The organism is Sphaerisporangium rhizosphaerae (assembly GCF_042665155.1).
GTDB lineage: Bacteria > Actinomycetota > Actinomycetes > Streptosporangiales > Streptosporangiaceae > Sphaerisporangium > Sphaerisporangium rhizosphaerae.
This window is the reverse complement of the sequence record NZ_JBHTCG010000018.1, coordinates 106,563-122,255: the sequence shown is the minus strand read 5'-3', so window position 1 is coordinate 122,255 and position 15,693 is coordinate 106,563. Positions and strand designations below refer to the sequence as shown.

General features: G+C 74.0%; 14 protein-coding genes. 7 read left to right on the top strand and 7 right to left on the bottom strand.

Annotated features, from left to right (window positions below; translation table 11 throughout):
• Window positions 1–31: 31 nt before the first annotated feature.
• Window positions 32–1,444 (top strand): dihydrolipoyl dehydrogenase family protein, encoded by a 1,413-nt coding sequence (locus tag ACFQSB_RS24760; RefSeq protein WP_380829374.1) that lies wholly within the window; start codon window positions 32–34, stop codon window positions 1,442–1,444.
• A gap of 98 nt (window positions 1,445–1,542) precedes the next feature.
• Here the strand turns inward: ACFQSB_RS24760 and ACFQSB_RS24755 are convergent, their stop codons facing one another.
• Entirely contained in the window at window positions 1,543–3,093 is a 1,551-nt protein-coding gene (locus ACFQSB_RS24755) for a M28 family metallopeptidase (RefSeq protein ID WP_380829373.1), read from the bottom strand.
• A 455-nt stretch (window positions 3,094–3,548) separates the two neighbouring features.
• Between ACFQSB_RS24755 and ACFQSB_RS24750 the strand changes: the two genes are divergently transcribed.
• The 3 genes from ACFQSB_RS24750 to ACFQSB_RS24740 all read left to right on the top strand — a co-directional run bounded on the left by ACFQSB_RS24750 (window position 3,549) and on the right by ACFQSB_RS24740 (window position 7,622).
• On the top strand, window positions 3,549–5,006 hold the full coding sequence (locus tag ACFQSB_RS24750) for a sensor histidine kinase (protein ID WP_380829371.1): 1,458 nt from the start codon (window positions 3,549–3,551) through the stop codon (window positions 5,004–5,006).
• A gap of 113 nt (window positions 5,007–5,119) precedes the next feature.
• Window positions 5,120–5,539 carry an ester cyclase gene (locus ACFQSB_RS24745; RefSeq protein WP_354930181.1) on the top strand — a complete coding sequence of 140 codons (420 nt, stop codon included), beginning with the start codon at window positions 5,120–5,122 and terminating at the stop codon, window positions 5,537–5,539.
• Window positions 5,540–5,690: 151 nt separating this feature from the next.
• Window positions 5,691–7,622, top strand: coding sequence for a serine/threonine-protein kinase (locus ACFQSB_RS24740; RefSeq protein ID WP_380829370.1), 1,932 nt, complete (start codon window positions 5,691–5,693; stop codon window positions 7,620–7,622).
• A 107-nt stretch (window positions 7,623–7,729) separates the two neighbouring features.
• Here ACFQSB_RS24740 and ACFQSB_RS24735 read toward each other — a convergent pair whose 3' ends face one another.
• Window positions 7,730–8,131 carry a hypothetical protein gene (locus ACFQSB_RS24735; protein ID WP_380829369.1) on the bottom strand — a complete coding sequence of 134 codons (402 nt, stop codon included), beginning with the start codon at window positions 8,129–8,131 and terminating at the stop codon, window positions 7,730–7,732.
• Window positions 8,113–8,991 (bottom strand): hypothetical protein, encoded by an 879-nt coding sequence (locus ACFQSB_RS24730; RefSeq protein ID WP_380829368.1) that lies wholly within the window; start codon window positions 8,989–8,991, stop codon window positions 8,113–8,115. Before ACFQSB_RS24730 ends, ACFQSB_RS24735 begins: the two co-directional genes overlap by 19 nt.
• On the opposite strand from ACFQSB_RS24730, the gene ACFQSB_RS24725 reads away from it, so the two are divergent.
• The 3 genes from ACFQSB_RS24725 (at window position 8,942) to ACFQSB_RS24715 (ending at window position 11,604) form a co-directional block, all read left to right on the top strand.
• Window positions 8,942–9,637 carry a TetR/AcrR family transcriptional regulator C-terminal domain-containing protein gene (locus tag ACFQSB_RS24725; RefSeq protein ID WP_380829367.1) on the top strand — a complete coding sequence of 232 codons (696 nt, stop codon included), beginning with the start codon at window positions 8,942–8,944 and terminating at the stop codon, window positions 9,635–9,637. The two genes, ACFQSB_RS24730 and ACFQSB_RS24725, sit on opposite strands and share 50 nt — an antisense overlap.
• A 195-nt stretch (window positions 9,638–9,832) precedes the next feature.
• A complete protein-coding gene (locus ACFQSB_RS24720; RefSeq protein WP_380829366.1) occupies window positions 9,833–10,588 on the top strand; it encodes an SDR family NAD(P)-dependent oxidoreductase in 756 nt (251 codons plus the stop codon).
• 140 nt (window positions 10,589–10,728) lie between these two features.
• Window positions 10,729–11,604 carry an ABC transporter substrate-binding protein gene (locus ACFQSB_RS24715; RefSeq protein ID WP_380829365.1) on the top strand — a complete coding sequence of 292 codons (876 nt, stop codon included), beginning with the start codon at window positions 10,729–10,731 and terminating at the stop codon, window positions 11,602–11,604.
• 219 nt (window positions 11,605–11,823) lie between these two features.
• Here ACFQSB_RS24715 and ACFQSB_RS24710 read toward each other — a convergent pair whose 3' ends face one another.
• The 4 genes from ACFQSB_RS24710 to ACFQSB_RS24695 all read right to left on the bottom strand — a co-directional run bounded on the left by ACFQSB_RS24710 (window position 11,824) and on the right by ACFQSB_RS24695 (window position 15,610).
• Window positions 11,824–12,261, bottom strand: coding sequence for a hypothetical protein (locus tag ACFQSB_RS24710; protein ID WP_380829364.1), 438 nt, complete (start codon window positions 12,259–12,261; stop codon window positions 11,824–11,826).
• A 248-nt stretch (window positions 12,262–12,509) separates the two neighbouring features.
• Complete coding sequence (locus ACFQSB_RS24705) at window positions 12,510–13,169, bottom strand: DUF2461 domain-containing protein (protein ID WP_380829363.1); 660 nt, start codon at window positions 13,167–13,169, stop codon at window positions 12,510–12,512.
• Window positions 13,170–13,248: 79 nt separating this feature from the next.
• Complete coding sequence (locus tag ACFQSB_RS24700) at window positions 13,249–14,421, bottom strand: lactate 2-monooxygenase (RefSeq protein ID WP_380829362.1); 1,173 nt, start codon at window positions 14,419–14,421, stop codon at window positions 13,249–13,251.
• A gap of 220 nt (window positions 14,422–14,641) precedes the next feature.
• A complete protein-coding gene (locus tag ACFQSB_RS24695) occupies window positions 14,642–15,610 on the bottom strand; it encodes a helix-turn-helix transcriptional regulator (RefSeq protein WP_380829361.1) in 969 nt (322 codons plus the stop codon).
• Window positions 15,611–15,693 lie beyond the last annotated feature (83 nt).

Sequence of the window (15,693 nt, the reverse complement as noted above, 5' to 3'; positions counted from 1 at the left end):
TCTCCCTCGCGACCAGGAAAGGGGAGGACCCGTGCCGGACGAGTTCGATGTGATCGTGATCGGCGCAGGGCCCGCCGGTGAGAACGCCGCCGGGCGGGCCGGGCGCGGCGGCCTGAGCGTGGCCATCGTCGAGGGCGACCTCGCCGGGGGCGAGTGCGCCTACTGGGCCTGCGTGCCCAGCAAGGCGCTGCTGCGCCCGGTGGAGCTCGCCGCCGAGGTGCGCCGCATGCCCGGGCTGGAGGTGGGCCCGATCGACGCCGGCGCCGTCCTGGCCCGCCGCGACGAGGCCGTCTCGCACTACGACGACGCCGGGCAGGTGCACTGGATCGAGGGGGTGCCCGCCACGTTCGTGCGGGGGTGGGGCGGCCTGGACGGGCCCCAGCGCGTCCGGGTGGCCGAGCCCGGGGGCGGGTCGCGCCTCCTGACGGCCCGGCACGCGGTCGTGCTGGCCACCGGCAGCTATGCGGCCGTCCCGCCCGTCCCGGGGCTGGCCGAGGCCGAGCCGTGGACCAGCCACGAGGTCACCGCCGTCAAGGCCATCCCCGAACGGCTGGCCGTCATCGGCGGCGGCGTGGTCGCCTGCGAGATGGCCCAGGCCATGCACGGACTCGGCGCTGCCCGCACGACCATTCTGGTGCGCGGCGACCGCTTGCTGCCGCGCATGGAACCGTTCGCCTCCGACCTGGTCGCCGAGTCCTTCGCCGCCTCGGGCATCGAGGTGCGCACCGGCACCGGCGTCGTCCGGGTCGAGCGGCCGGTCCCCGGCGGGCCGGTCACCGTGCACCTGACCTCGGGCCCGCCGGTGGAGGCCGATGAGCTGCTGGTGGCCACCGGCCGCCGCCCCGCCACGGACGGCCTCGGCCTGGCGTCGGTGGGCCTGCCCGCCGACCGCGTGGTGGAGGTGGACGACAGCATGCGCGCCACCGGCGTCGACGGCGGCTGGCTGTACGCCGTGGGCGACATCAACGGGCGCGCCCTGCTGACCCACATGGGCAAGTACCAGGCCCGCGTTTGCGGCGACGTCATCGCGGCCCGCGCCAGGGGCGAGCGCGACGACCTGCCCTCACTGCGCGACACCGCCGACGCCTACGGGGCGCCGCAGGTGGTCTTCACCGACCCGCAGGTGTGCGCGGTGGGCCGCACCGAGGCGCAGGCGCGCGCCGAGGGCTTCCCCGTGCGCGCCGTCGAGTACGACCTGGGCGCGGTGACCGGCGCCTACCTGCTCGGCGACGGCTACCGCGGCCGGGCCGGAGCCGTGGTGGACACCGAGCGCCGCGTGCTGCTCGGGGTGACCTTCGTCGGGCCCGGCGCCGCCGATCTGCTGCACGCCGCGACCATCGCCGTCACCGCCGAGGTGCCGCTGGACCGGCTGTGGCACGCGGTCCCGACGTTCCCGACCGTCAGCGAGATCTGGCTGCGCCTGCTGGAGACCTACGGCCTGTGACCCGCTCGCGGCGGTGAGGCGCCCGCGACCGGGAAGGTCGCAGGCGCCTCACCGCGCGGATCATGGCCAGGTGGCCGGCCGCGGGCGCGCTCGGCGGGTTACCGGGCCGCGGGCAGGTGATCGGCGGTGGCCGGGGCCGCGAGGGTCCTGCGGGCGGCGGTGGCCGGACGGGTGTCCGGGCCGGGCAGGTCGCCGCTGAAGGCGTAGACGACGGCGGCCGTGGCGATGGCGCCGGTGTTCAGGGCGAGGGCCTTGTCGTTGATGTTGGCGACGGTGTCGCATGCCTGGTGGTAGCAGGAGTCGTAGGGCTGTCCCGCGGTGCCGCCGAACTTGGCCTGCTCGTCGGTCGTCTTCACGCCCTCGGCGCCGGTGAACAGCCCGCCGGCCGGGACGCCCGCCTCGATGAACGGGCCGTAGTCGGAGCGGCCGTCGAAGTCGGTGCCGACGTGCCCCTGGCGCAGGGTGTCGAAGTACTTCTCGAAGAGCTTCTCGATCTCCGCGGACCCCGCCGGGCCGGCGGGCGCGCCCGTGGCGTCGGAGTCGTCACCGTCGTAGATCTTCAGCGCGTAGTTCGGCGAGGCCACCATGTCGAAGTTGAGGTACAGCTTGATCTTGGCCAGCTCCGCCGGGGCCAGCGAGGCGACGTAGTGCTCGGAGCCGAGCAGCCCGAGCTCCTCGGCGCTCCAGAACGAGAACCGCAGCTTGTTGCGCGTCGGGATCTTGCCGAGCACCGAGGCCACCTCGAGGATCGCGGCGCTGCCCGAGCCGTTGTCGTTGATGCCGGGCCCGGCCACGACGCTGTCGAGGTGGGCGCCGAACTGCACGACCTTGTTCGCGTCGCCGTACTTGGAGTCGGCGATGACGTTGTGCGTGGTGCGGTACTCGCTGGTGGTGTCGGTCTTCAGCCGGACGACCGTCCCGGCGGGCGAGGAGAGCTCCTGGCCCACCGCGAAGCTCACGCCGACCACCGGGATGGTGAGCGGGGTGCCGAGGGTGCCCTGCAGGGTGGCGGTGCGGCCCGGCTGGCCCTCGTTGAAGATGATCGCGGCCGTCGCGCCGGCGGCCTGGGCGTTCTGGGCCTTCACCCGGAAGTCGCAGGTGCCGCGCTGGAGCAGGGCGATGTTGCCGGGGGTGAACCCGGCGAAGTCGCTCGCCTCGCAGCCGGAGGTGGAACTCGGCGACGGCGCGGGCGGCAGGGTCAGGTCGACGTTCTGCAGGGTTCCGGTGACCGCGCCGGAGCCGGAGTAGGTCATCGTGGCGAACTCGCCGACCCCGCTGCCGTTGGGCGGGGTGGGGGCGTAGACCTTCGGCTCCGGGGAGATCTGCTCCAGCAGGGCCGTGGAGTTCTCCTTGAAGAACGGGAACTCGAACGGCTGGATCGTCACCTTGTAGCCGGCCTTCTTCAGCACGCCCGCCACGTAGTCGCGCGAGGCGTCGTGGCCGGGGGTGCCCGCGGCCCGGGTGCCGCCGTTGGCGTCGGCGATCTGCTGCAACTTCTGCAGGTGCCGCTTGACCGCCGGCCCGTTCGCGGTCTGGGCCAGCCGCGCGGGATCGGGATCGGCGGCGGCGGGCCCGGCCGCCGCCATGGGCAGGACGAGCGCGACGATCGCCAAGGCGACGCCTGTTCCCCCGCGGAGGGTGATGCGCATTCAGCTTCTCCCTTGTGCCGTGACAGGACTTCCCGAGATGGTGCTCCCCGGCAAGCTAGCCGCAGTTCTCCCTTCCGTGAAGGGCCCCCGCCGGGATGCTCCGCGGTTCGCTTGTCAGCGGTCCCGCTGAGCCGATCGAGCCGGAATTCCGGACATCGCTCGAACCTTCGGCATAACCGACTGGTCATGGGCGCTCCACCACGGCGGCGCCTCCGACGGCGACTTGACCGCCGGGGCGGGCGGCCCGACGCTGTACGGGCTCGGCGCGGTGGGCGAACCGCCGTCTCGGCTTCCTCCTGGACGGCCGCGCCGGGAAAGTTCGGTTCTGGTGGTGGTAATGGGCAGGCCTGTATTTGGTGTGGATATGGGGCCTTCATTGCTTGATCAGCAGTTCGACGGATACCGTCGAAGTTGACCTGACCTGGGCTTTTACATTACGTGAGGGAGGCCACCCCTTGGAAGCCAGGCGGCTGTCGCTTCTCCCGGCGTCGATGCGGGCGCGGTCCACGCTCATCATCGGCAGCGCGTGCCTGATCTTCCTCGCCATCATCGGCGCCGGCATCGACTTCCTGGTCACCGACAGGATAGAGGCCGGCGTCTTCCGGGACGCGCAACGCACCGCGACCAACTGGGTCGGCTCCATGGCGCCCGGCCAGATCCCCCGGCCGGCGCCCGAGGGGCGCATCGACCTGCTGCAGCTCGTCGACGACCACGGGCGCGTGGTCATGGCCAGCCCCGCCGCGGCCGGTCGTCCTCCCCTCGGCACCATCCGCCCGCCGAAGGACAACCGCATCCAGGACGGGACCGTGTGCCGGCCGGGGGGCGGCTGCGTGATGTTCACCGTCATCCGCCTCCCCCCGCTCGACACCAGCGAGATCTTCGGCGGCGAGTCCCACTTCGTCTACAGCGGGACGACCCAGCCGAGCATCCTGGCCGGTCACCGCCTGGAGCTGGTCACCACCACCGGTGTGCTGCTGGCCAGCGCCCTGGTCGCCTGGGGCAACTGGTGGGTCGGCGGCCGCGCCCTGCGCCCGGTCGCGGCGATCCGCGCGACCATGGCCGACATCACGGTGAGCGACCTGAGCATGCGGGTGCCCGAGCCGCCCGGCCGCACCGAGTACGCGCTGCTCGCCCGCACCGCCAACCAGACCCTGGCCCGGCTGGAGGAGGCGGTGAGGCAGCAGCGCCGGTTCGCCTCCACCACCTCCCACGAGCTCAGGACGCCCCTCACCGGGCTGCGCGCCCGGCTGGAGGAGGCGGTGCTCTACCCCGGCGACGTCGACCCCCGGCAGACCATCCGCGACGCCCTCACGCTCACCCAGCGGCTGGAGACGATCGTCGAGGACCTGCTGGTGCTGGCCAGGCTCCGCTCGGGCATCCCGGCCCAGCACGAGCCGGTCGACCTGGCGATGCTCGTGCGGGAGGCCATCGCGACCCTTCCGGCCGACGGCGTGCCGATCTGCGTCCGCGCCCAGGGCGACATCACCGTCCACGGCAACCGCGTCCAGCTCGTCCGCGTGCTGGACAACCTGCTGGCCAACGCCCGGCGCCACGCCCACGGCAAGGTCGAGGTCACCGTCGGCCGCCAGGGTGACCGGGCCGTGGTCGCCGTGACCGACGACGGCGACGGCATCGCGCACCAGGATCGCGAGCGGGTGTTCGAGCGCTTCGTGCGCCTGGAGGACGGGCGGCGCCGCGAACCCGGCGGCAGCGGGCTCGGCCTGGCCATCTCGCGCGACATCGCCCACGGCCACGACGGCACGCTGCGTGTCGAGGACTCTCCACGCGGCGCGCGTTTCGTCCTGGACCTGCCCCTGATGGACCTGGGCGACTCCTCGCCGCCCACCAGCGGGGACCCGCCCGGCGTGGCCGGGTTCGGCGCCCTGCCCCAGACCCCCGCCTGGCGCGCCTGAGCGTCGCGACGCCCCCGCGGCGGCTCGTACCACCGGCCGCACGGCCACGTGCCGCCTCCCCACGACCGGCGCCCCCTGACGCCGGCGCATCACCCCACGCAAGGAGCCCGACGGTGTCCGACGACCGTGAACCCACCGACGAGCTGGTGACCGCGTTCAACGCCGCCGACTTCGCCTCGGCGACGCGGCTGTTCGACCGGCGCGCCACCTACGTCTGCCCTGGTGGCGTGGCCGAGGGCCACGAGGAGATCGCCTCCTACTTCGCCCTCTACCACGAGGCGTTCCCCGACATCAGGGTGACGCTCCACGACAAGGGCGCGTGCGGCGACATGGTGGTCACCGAGTGGACGCTCACCAGCACTCACACCGGCCCTCTTCTCCTGCCCACCGGCCACGTCGCCGAGCCGACCGGCCGGCGCGTCGCCGTCCGCGGCTGTGACGTCCGCACCATGGAGGACGGCCTGATCGCCAGTCAGCGGGTCTACTACGACCAGCTCGAGATGCTGACCCAGCTCGGCCTCCCCTGCCTCTGAACGCCTGCCGTCCGGGCGCTCGCGAGCGCCCGGGACCGGCGTCGCCGCGGCCGTGCCGGACCGGATGGGCGACGGCACTTCACCGACCGGCCGGCAGGCCCTATCGTGAGCCCTCGCACCCCGAATGCCGAGACGACCGAAGAGGTGGGCCGTGCGCGGGCGTGGCCTTGAACCGGGAGATCCCGAGCGCGTCGGCCGCTATCTGCTGAGCGCGGTGCTCGGAGAGGGCGGCCAGGGCACCGTCTATCTCGGACGGGCCGAGGAGGCCGGGCCCGTTCGCACCGCCGGGCCCGAGGTGGCGGTCAAGGTGCTGCACACCAGGGCCGCGGGCGACGCCGAGAGCAGGCGGCGGTTCGTGCGGGAGGTCGAGACGGCGCGGCGGGTCGCGGCGTTCTGCACCGCGCGGGTGCTGGACGTCGGCACGGTCAACGGCCGCCCCTTCGTGGTCAGCGAGTACATCCCCGGGGTGTCCCTGGCGGAGGCGGTGGCGCGCGACGGGCCGCGCTCCGGCAGCGGGCTGCAGCGGCTGGCGGTCGCCACGCTCACCGCGCTGGCCGCGATCCACCGGGCCGGGGTGGTGCACCGCGACTTCAAGCCGGCCAACGTGATCCTCGGTCCCGAGGGACCGGTGGTGATCGACTTCGGCATCGCCCGCGCGCTGGACCACGCCACCACCGCCTCCGGGCTGATCGGCACGCCCGCCTACATCGCCCCGGAGCAGCTCGCCGGGCACCCGCCCGGCACCGCGTCCGACCTGTTCGGCTGGGCCTGCACGATGGTGTACGCCGCCACGGGGCACCTGCCCTTCTCCGCGGCGACGGTGCCCGCGCTGCTGGTCGCGGTCTCCACCCACGAGCCCGACATGTCGGGCGTGCCGGACGAGCTGCGCCCGGCGCTGCTGGCCTGCCTGGCCAAGGACCCCGCCGCCCGGCCCGCCGCCGAGCAGGTGCTGCGCGCCCTCACCGGCCACGACATGGACGACACCCGGCCCAGCGGAGCCGGCTCCGCCCTCCCTGGTCCACCCGCGTCGCCGACCCCGCCCACGTCGCCGGCCTTATCCGCCTCGCCCGCCGGAACCCGCCCGCTCGACGGCCCCCGGACGACCCGCGAGGCCGGCCTCCTCGATGACCTGGAGACGACCCGTCCCGCTGACGGCTCGCAGCGGCCCCGTCCCGCCGGCTCCCCGGCGGCGACCCGGGCGTTCACCGGGCCGGACGCCGGCCAGGGATGGCGGCCCGGCGCGGCGCCGTCCGACGCCCCCGGCCGGGTCGGCGCGGGTGAGCCGGGCGGCGGCTCCGACGGCCCGGGCGGCTCCGGCGGGCGCCGGTCTCGCCGGGCGCGGCGGTTGCTCGTGCGGGTGGCCGCCGCCGGGCTGGTGGTGCTGGTCCCGATAGCGGTCGTGCTGGTGCGCTCGCTGGCCTCCGGCTCCGGCGGCCGGGCGCCCGCGGAGGGCGCGCTGCTCTACCAGGACGACTTCGATACGCGCGGCAACTGGGACGGCTACGACTTCCAGCCCGGCGCGCGGGGGGCCGACCGGCTGACCCACGGGTACGAGATCGCCCGCGGGGTCTACACCATCCTCGCCGACGCGGCCGACCCGCGCGGCCTGGCCCTGTCGCCGGTCCCCCCCAAGGAGCGGGCCCAGACGACCGCCGACCCCGGCGTGATGGCCGGCGTGACGGCGCGGGTGCGGGAGGCGACGGGCGGACGAGGCGGGTTCGGCCTGGTGTGCCGATGGGACGAGGACGTGCCCAACGGGTACACCTTCCTGCTCGGCCTCGACGGCGCCGCGCGGATCGTGCGCACCGTCTCGGGCACCCGCCTCAACGTGGCGCCCCCCGTGCGAGCGGCGCCGCCGCGGGTGGGACACGATGTGCAGGTGCAGGCGTCATGCCGGCGGGAGGGCGCCGCCACGCGGGTCTGCATGTGGATCGACGGCGACCGGCTGTTCGACGTCCTCGACGCGCGGGCGCCGCCTGAGGGGCCGCACAGCCAGGTCGGCCTGACGGCCGAGGTGCCCGAGGCCGGCGGCGGGTCCCTCATGGTGTCCTTCGACGACTTCACCCTCCACCGCCCCGGCTGACGCGAGCCGCCGCGCCGCGACCGGCACCCCCGGTCATCGCGGCTCCCCCGCCCCTTCAGATCGCCCCTCGACCCTGCGGTCCGGTCCACCGCGGGGCGCCGGGTGCTTCAGGCGGTGAGGAAGACGGGGGTGAGGGACACCGGCAGGCGCAGGGTCTTGTCGCCGGCCTCGGTGACGGGGCGGCCGCCCAGCGCGTCCACGGCGGTCGCCGTCGGGGCGGACCAGGGCAGGGTGACGGTGACCGGCGGCTCGTCCTCGCCGTCGAACATGTCGCGCTCGTCCCAGAGCACCAGCAGCGGCCCCCGCCCGCCGCGGTCGGCCTCGAACGCCCGCACGCCGGCGGGCAGGCCGGCGATCTCGGCCCGCCGCACACCGCGCACTCCGGTGAGGCGCTCGGCCATCAGGGCGAAGGCGTCCCCCGCCGGACGGCGCACGGCCAGGTCGGCGCCCTTGTACTCCATCAGGGCGAGCTTGCCGAACATCAGGTGCATCACCTGGCGGGGGTCCACCGGCGCGGTGACCTCCGGCGCGAGGTCCAGTACGCCGTCCGGCGCACGCCTTCGGCCAGTGCCGGCACGGTGCCCATGACGAGCTGGCGGCGGCTGACGCGGTGGCGCTTGGCCTCCAGCTCGCCGGGGCACCCTTCCATGAACATCTGCAGCTTGGGCGGCAGCTCGGGCATGCGCTCGTACAGCGCCGTCATCGCGCGCCGCTCGGGGGTGCCGCCCTGCTCGCGCTCGGCGAGTTCGGCCGTGCTCTGCGTGCGCGGCGCCTGCGCGAAGGCCTCGGCCAGCGCCTGGTACAGGACGGCCCCGACCTCGGGGAACTCGAACGGGATGGGCGCCGCGTACTCGCCGGCCACGATCGGCTTGAGATAGCCGTGGGCGCGCATCAGCTCGCGCGCGGTGGCGAGGTGCCCGGGGACCCGGGCCGCCTCCCCGTACAGGTGGACGTCGAACACGTCGAAGGCGTCTCGGCCCGAGCGGGTCACGTGCTCGAAGAACCGCCGCGGCTCACCGTCCTCCTCGGCGCTCAGCACGTCGTACCCACAGCCGCCGAGCACGACGACGGCCCCGGGGTCGGCCTGCTTGACCGCCGTGTACATGGCCTGGAGCTGGGTGAGGTACTCCTCCGCGGTGCCGGCCCACAGCAGGCCGGTGTTGCTCGGCTCGTTGTCGCACTGCCAGTAGCGCACCCGGCCGGCGCAGCGGCGCACGACCTCGCGGACGAACCGGGCGTAGGCCGACAGGTCGCGCGCGGGCGAGGGGGGCAGGAAGTCGGTCGCCTCCCGGGTCGCCCACGGGGAGCTGGAGCACAGCGTGATCCAGACCTCCTCGTCGCCGTCGAGCTGGTCGAGCAGCGCGTCCACCGCCGCCATCGGCATCGCCGACGAGCAGGGGTTGGAGGCCATGACGATGAAGGCGGTCGCCGCGCGACTCGGCCCCTGCACGCCGATGGCGCTCTACCGCTACGTGCACAGCAAAGAAGGCCTCGTCGATCTGATGCTGGACGCGGCCGCGGCGCAGGTCCCGCTGCCCGAGAAACCGGGCGACGACTGGCGGGCCGACCTGCGCACCGTCTCGGTGGACACCTGGCGGGTGATCCGGCGCCACCCGTGGTGCGCGCTGCTCGTGCACACCCGCCCCCCGGCCGGGCCGCACGTCATGCGCAGGCTGGAGTTCATGCTCGCCGTGCTGGTCCGGCGGGGCGCGAGCGTCGCCGAGGCGATGACGTACGCCGCGCTGCTCGACCGGCACGTGTTCGGCAGCGGCCTCCAGCAGGACACCGAGGCCCGGTTCGAGCGGCGCTACGGGCTGGACGACGGCGCGCGCCTGCACGCCGCCATCGCCACGCTGCACGATCTGGCCGCCGCGGACGGCCGCCTGCCCCACCTGACCGCCTGGCTGGCCCGGCCCTCGGGCGCCGGGCCCGAGGAACAGTTCGCCATGGGCCTGGACTTCCTCCTGGACGGCATCGCGGCCCGCCTGCCCGCAGCTCCTCCCGCGGGCGGATGAGCGGGACACGATCCCCGGCGGGTTACGGCGTGGTCAGACGGGCACAGCAGTAGGTGTCCGGTATGTGCGCTGTGAGAGGTTCGTCGAAGGCCGTGGCAGGCACGCGAGGCTCGCCACGGAGCGGAGCGACGCCGGCCGAACGCAGTGGCCCACCAGCGACTCGACGAGTTGTCCCAGGTGAGCAGGAGGTGGCCCGTGACCAGGGCGACCGGCAGGGTGGCATTGGTGACAGGGGCGAGCAGCGGAATCGGTGCCGCCACCGCGCACCTTCTGGCCGCGCGAGGAATGCGCGTCGTGGTCAACTACCTCCGCAGCGTCACGGCGGCCGGCGAGGTCGTGGCCGGCATCGAGGCCGCGGGCGGCGAGGCCATGGCCGTGCGGGCCGACGTGCGCGAGACGGCGGCGGTCGAGAGCATGATCGTGCGGGTCCAGGAGGCATGGGGCGGCATCGACGTGCTCGTGCACAATGCGCTCACCCCGTATGCGATCAAGCCGTTCCAGGACATGACGTGGGACGAACTGGGCGGCAAGCTCGACGACGAGATGCGTGCGGCGTTCGTGGTGACCAAGGCCGTTCTGCCCGCCATGATCGAACAGAGCTGGGGACGCATCGTCTATCTCGGCACCGGCCTCAGCCGCCGCCCCCGCGAGGGCATGATCGCACTGGGCACGGCCAAGGCCGCACTGGCGCAGTTCGCCCGGTACCTCGCCCAGGAGCTGGGCCCGCGGGGCATCACGGTCAACGTCGTCGAGCCCGGCCCGGTGGAGGACACCCGCATGGCGAGCGTGATGGGCGAGGAGCAGAAGCGGCGGCAGGTGGCCGCCACCCCCCTGGGCCGCCTGGCACACCCGGCCGACGTCGCCCAGGCGGTCGCTTTCTACGCCGGCGAGGAGAACGCCTTCATGACCGGCACCACGGCCGCGGTCAACGGCGGGATGTCCATGTACTGACGCCCCGCCGGCCCGCGCACACGGAGCCATCCCGGCCCCGGCCCGGCTCACGGCAGGACGGCATTCCGCACACCGTCACCTCGGGCACCATGATCCGCCGCGCGGGGCGCGTGGCGTGGCACGATCAAGGGACGACGTTCATGTACACGATCGATCTGGCCTACGTCGGGCGGGGCCTGCACGAGGAGCTGGTCGCCTACATCGCCGACCAGCAGGGCTACTACGCCGACGAGGGCGTCCACGTCGCGCTGCGCGACGGCTGCTCCTGGGAGGAGGAACGACTGCGCCGCGGCGCCACCATCGGGCTCGGCAGGGCACTGCTGTCCCGGCTGTCCGACGGCACCCCCTGGGTCGCACTCAGTGTCAACACCCACCGCCCGCTGTTCTGGTTCCTCGCGCGCGTCGGCCCGACCTCCCTGGCCGACCTGGCCGGCCGGACGCTGGCGGTACACGGCCCCCGGACCGCGCCCGGGTGCTTCGCCCGGATCGTGCTGCGCCGGGCCGGCCTCGACCCGGACCGCGACGTCCACACCGTCGTCCGCCCACCCGGCGACTACGGCATGGACCTGCGCCGGCTGCACGACGGCACGATCGACGCCGCCCTGGTCGGCAGCACCATGGCACCGGAGGCGGTGGCCGCCGAGCACGGCTGGTGGGTGCTGGCCTGGGTCGGCGACCTCTTCCAGATCCCCACCGTAGGCGTGGCCGTCGACCCCGGCTTCATCCGGCCGGACGATCCCGCGGTCCAGGCCGTCGTACGAGCCCACCGGCGCGCCCTGCGGGTGGTTCACGAAGATCCCGACACCACGGTGCGGCACATCCGGGCATTCCTCGGCCGGCACACCGCGGAGGAGGCCCGAGCCCACTACGAGGCGTTCATCGCGCCGTACTTCACCACCGACGGCCAGGCCGACCTCGCCGTCGGCGCCACCGCGATCACCGCGGTGGCCGCCGAACTCGGCGTCCCCGCCGCCTTCACCGCAGCCGAGTTCTACCGCACCGCGCCGGATCGATGACCGGAAAAGCGGATGGGGCGGAATGGGAGCGTGGATGATCCGCGCGGCGGGACGCGGCGTGGTGGGGGGAAGGGCGCCGGTGGCGGGCGCGGGGCCGTGGGGGTCTCCCCGGCCGCCGGCACCGCACCGTGCGCCTCTTCCCGCTCACCGGCCCGCTATCGGGGCGTGGCCACCGTGAACGGCGGCGCCTCCGATCGCGGCCCGGTCACCTCACGGTGATCAGCGGCCGTCGTGACCGGAGTGCCCGTGGTGGTGGCCGGAGTGACCGTGACCGTGGCCGGAGTGGCCGTGGTGGTGCCGGTCACGGGGGAAGTCCCCGCGGTCGAACCCGTGGTGCTTGGCGTAGTCGGACGACAGCGACTTCCACTTGCCGTCGCTCCACTTGTAGAAGCGGTGCCCGTCGAAGCGGTAGTGCCTGCCGTGGTCCGTGCTGTACCAGTCACCGTGGCCGGTGTACCGGTACCACCACCGGTGGCCGTCCCAGAGGTGACGGCCGCCGTGCCCGTGCTCACCGTGGCCGCGATCGGCGACGGTATCGCTCTGGGTCACACCGGTCTGTACCGCCGCCGAGGCCGCGCCGCCGGAGGCGAGCAGGGCACCGCCCGTGATGGTGAGGGCGGTCATCGCGGTGGCAATGCGCCGAGCGATCGTGTTCATGATCTTCTCCTCGACACGCACGTCCGTCCGGTGTCTCCGGACCTGGACGTTTCCTGCGTGTTACGCCCGGCTCAACCCGCCCCTCTGAGCGAATAATCCCAATCATCCCATGATGTGTAGTTTGTCACTAAAAGGAAGGTTTCTAGTGTGAGATCACCCCGGACCCCGCCGTCACCGGCGAAGCGCCGCGGCGACGTCCCGCCATGACCGCCGCGGCCCCGCAGCCGAGCACGGCGCCATCCCCGCTCTCACCTGCGGCGCAGCGGCTGTTCCGACGGCCGGACGTGCGTGGCCAGCCAGTCGACCAGCGGACCGAGCGACCGCCAGGTCGTCCGCACACGGTCGAGCGCCTCAGGGGTGTGCAGCCAGTCCTCCGGCGGCCGGCGTCGGCCGACGTGGAGCGAGCGGTGCCGCAACAGGTGCAGGCGGGGATGGCCGGGGTCGACCCCGCGCGGGCGGGTCTTGAGCCGGTCGCCCTCGATCGCCATGCCCGCGGCGCCGAGCCCGTGGAGGATCTCCTCCAGCAACGCGCCCGCCTTGTCGTCGTCCACGGCCGCGCGGAACCGCTCCACCTGGTCCGGCGCGGGGGAGAACCATCCCGCGGCGGTGTACAGGCCGTCGGCGTCGAGCTGCACGTAGTACCCGATGCCTTCCCCGCCGGCCCGCACGTAGGCGCCCTGATGGGTCTTGTACGGCGACTTGTCCTTGGCGAACCGGACGTCGCGGTACGGCCGGAACAGGCTCCCGGGCCCGAACTCCCCCGCCAGCTCCTCCATCAGCGCCTGCATCGGCCCCTTCACCGCCGCCTCGTACACCCCCTTGCGCTCCATCCAGTACGCCTTGGAGTTGTCCGCCTCCAAGCCCTCGTAGAACATCAACCCCTCGTCGGGGAAGCCCTCGAAACCCATCCGTCCACAATGCCAGGTCGCACCGACGACGAGCCGCGCGAGCGGCGCCCGCGTCAGAAGACGGCGTTCTCCCCGGCGGTCACGGGGACTCCCTCACCAGGTCGCCGGGGGTCAGCGAACCCGGGCCGGTGTGCCCGGACAGCGCCAGGGCCAGGTCCAGTTCGGCCAGCACGCAGCGGATGACGTGGTCGACGCCCGCCTGCCCCTCCAGGGCGAGCCCGTAGGCGTAGGGCCGGCCGAGCAGCACCGTGCTCGCGCCCAGCGCGAGGGCCTTGTAGACGTCGGCCCCGCCGCGCACCCCGCTGTCGAACAGGACGGTGAGCCGGTCGCCTGCCGCCTGGACGACGCGGGGCAGGGCGTCGGCGGCGCCGACGGACCCGGCCACCTGGCGCCCGCCGTGGTTGGAGACGACCACGCCGTCCACGCCCGCGTCGGCGGCGCGGCGGGCGTCGTCGGGGTGCATAACGCCCTTGAGCACGATCGGCCCGTCCCAGCGCTCGCGCAGGAACGCGAGGTCGGGCCAGGTCTTGGCGGGGTCGCCGAACAGGCCGAGGAAATGCCGGACGGCTCCTTCGGGATCCTCGTGCACCGGTTTGGCGAGGCCCTGCCGGAAGGCGGGGTCGGTGAAGTAGTTGGCGGTGCCCACGCCGTGCAGGAAGGGGAGGTAGGCATGGTCGAGGTCGCGGGGGCGCCATCCCAGCATCGGGGTGTCCAGCGTCACGAACAGCACGGTGTACCCGGCCGCCCGGGCCCTGGCGAGGAAGCTGCCGGCCACCTCGGGGTCCTTCGGCCAGTAGAGCTGGAACCACCGCTCGGCGTCGCCCATCGCCTCGGCGACCTGTTCCATCGGGGTGCTGGAGGCCGAGGACAGGATGAAGGGCACCTCCCGGGCGGCGGCGGCGCGCGCGGCCGCCGTCTCGGCGTCGGCGTGCATGACCGACATCACGCCGACCGGGGCGAGGGCGAGCGGCGCGGGGATGCGCCGTCCCAGCACCTCCACCGACAGGTCGCGCTCGTGGACGTCGCGCAGCACGCGCGGCACGATGCGCCACCGGTCCAGCGCGGCCCGGTTGGCGCGGGCGGTGCTGCCGTCGCCCGCGCTGCCGGCCACGTAGCCGTACGGGCCCGGGCCGAGCGTGCCTTCGGCGAGCTCCTCCAGCCGGGTGAGGTCGGTCGGCAGCCGGGGCCGCGTCCCGGCCATGCCGTTGAGGTAGATCTCGTACTGGTAGTCCGCCCAGTTCGGCCTCGTCATGGCAGGTCGCACCTCTCGCCTCGCCCACTCGAGCCCGGCCGGCTCCTCGCCCGGGGCGCCGCGCCGCCTTCCGACGATCATCCCGGGCGCCGCCGGTCCCCGTCCATAGCGGCCGCGTTCCCCGGACGGCCGGTCGATATGCGCGGCCGCGCCCTCGGCCGCGCCCTCGGCCGCGCCCTCGGTGGCGCCCTCGGTGGCGGCCTCGGTGACCTGCGCGGGGTCAGATCCAGCCGCGGCGGGTGGCCTCCATGGCGATCTGGAAGCGGGTCCGGGCCCCGACGCGCCGCATCAGCTTGGTCACGTGGCGCTGGACGGTGCGCTCGCTCCAGCCGAGGACCCGGCCGGCCGCCTGGTCGGTGGCGCCGGCGGCGAGCAGGGTCAGCAGCCGCGCCTCCTCCTCCGACAGCTCCTGCGTCGCCGGCCCGGTGTGCTGGACGGGAACGCTGCGCGTCCAGGTGGCCTCGAAGAGCGCGACCAGCGCGTCCAGCAGCGGCGAGGGGTGGATGAGGTAGGAGGCGGTGAGCGCCTCGTCGCCGGGCCGCATCAGCGGGAGCATGGCCAGCCGGTCGTCGGAGATCGCCAGCTTCATGGGCAGGTCGGCGGCGATCCTGGCCTGCTCGCCGTGGCGCATGCCGGTCGTGACGTCCTCCAGCCAGCCGGGGAGCTCCAGCGCGCTCTTGTCGTAGATGACGCGGTACTTCACCCCGCGCTTGAGCAGGGCGAGCTCGACGTGGTTGGACTCGGTGTGGCCCTGCGGGGCGGCGTAGGGCGGGCGGTCGAAGCCGCGCATCTGGGCGCTGGTGTTCTGCTGCATCTGCACCCAGCGGTGGTTGACCTCGTCGCGCCCGGAGACCACCTCGATCAGCTCGCCGGGGTGGGCGAATCGGGCGCCCGCCCGGTACATCTTCATCAGCGTGCGGATGTGCAGGCGCACGTCGTGCAATCCGGCCTCGCGCTCGCGCAGGACGGCCTCCAGCCCGCTGTCGGGCGAGACGGCGACGTAGCGGACGGGGCGCCCGGCCGAGCGGGTGGCCAGGCCCAGGTCGACGAGCGTGCGCAGGGCGCGGCGGGCGCCCGCGACCGGCAGGTGGCAGTCGTGGACCAGCTCGGTCAGCGTCGCCCGCGTCCGGCGGACGAGCGCGTCGTACACCATCTCGTCCTGCCGGCTCAGTCCGATCGCCTCGAGCACGCCCGTTCTCCTCGCGAAACCTCCCCGTCACCTCGGGGAAACGGCGCCGCCTGCGCCTTGTCGTCTTCCCGCCACCTGACGGG

Bases quoted from the DNA above. Each gene is read 5' to 3' on its own strand.
- ACFQSB_RS24755 (WP_380829373.1), bottom strand. From the start codon at position 3,093: ATGCGCATCACCCTCCGCGGGGGAACAGGCGTCGCCTTGGCGATCGTC.
- ACFQSB_RS24715 (WP_380829365.1), top strand. From the start codon at position 10,729: ATGTACACGATCGATCTGGCCTACGTCGGGCGGGGCCTGCACGAGGAG.
- ACFQSB_RS24710 (WP_380829364.1), bottom strand. From the start codon at position 12,261: ATGAACACGATCGCTCGGCGCATTGCCACCGCGATGACCGCCCTCACC.
- ACFQSB_RS24705 (WP_380829363.1), bottom strand. From the start codon at position 13,169: ATGGGTTTCGAGGGCTTCCCCGACGAGGGGTTGATGTTCTACGAGGGC.
- ACFQSB_RS24700 (WP_380829362.1), bottom strand. From the start codon at position 14,421: ATGACGAGGCCGAACTGGGCGGACTACCAGTACGAGATCTACCTCAAC.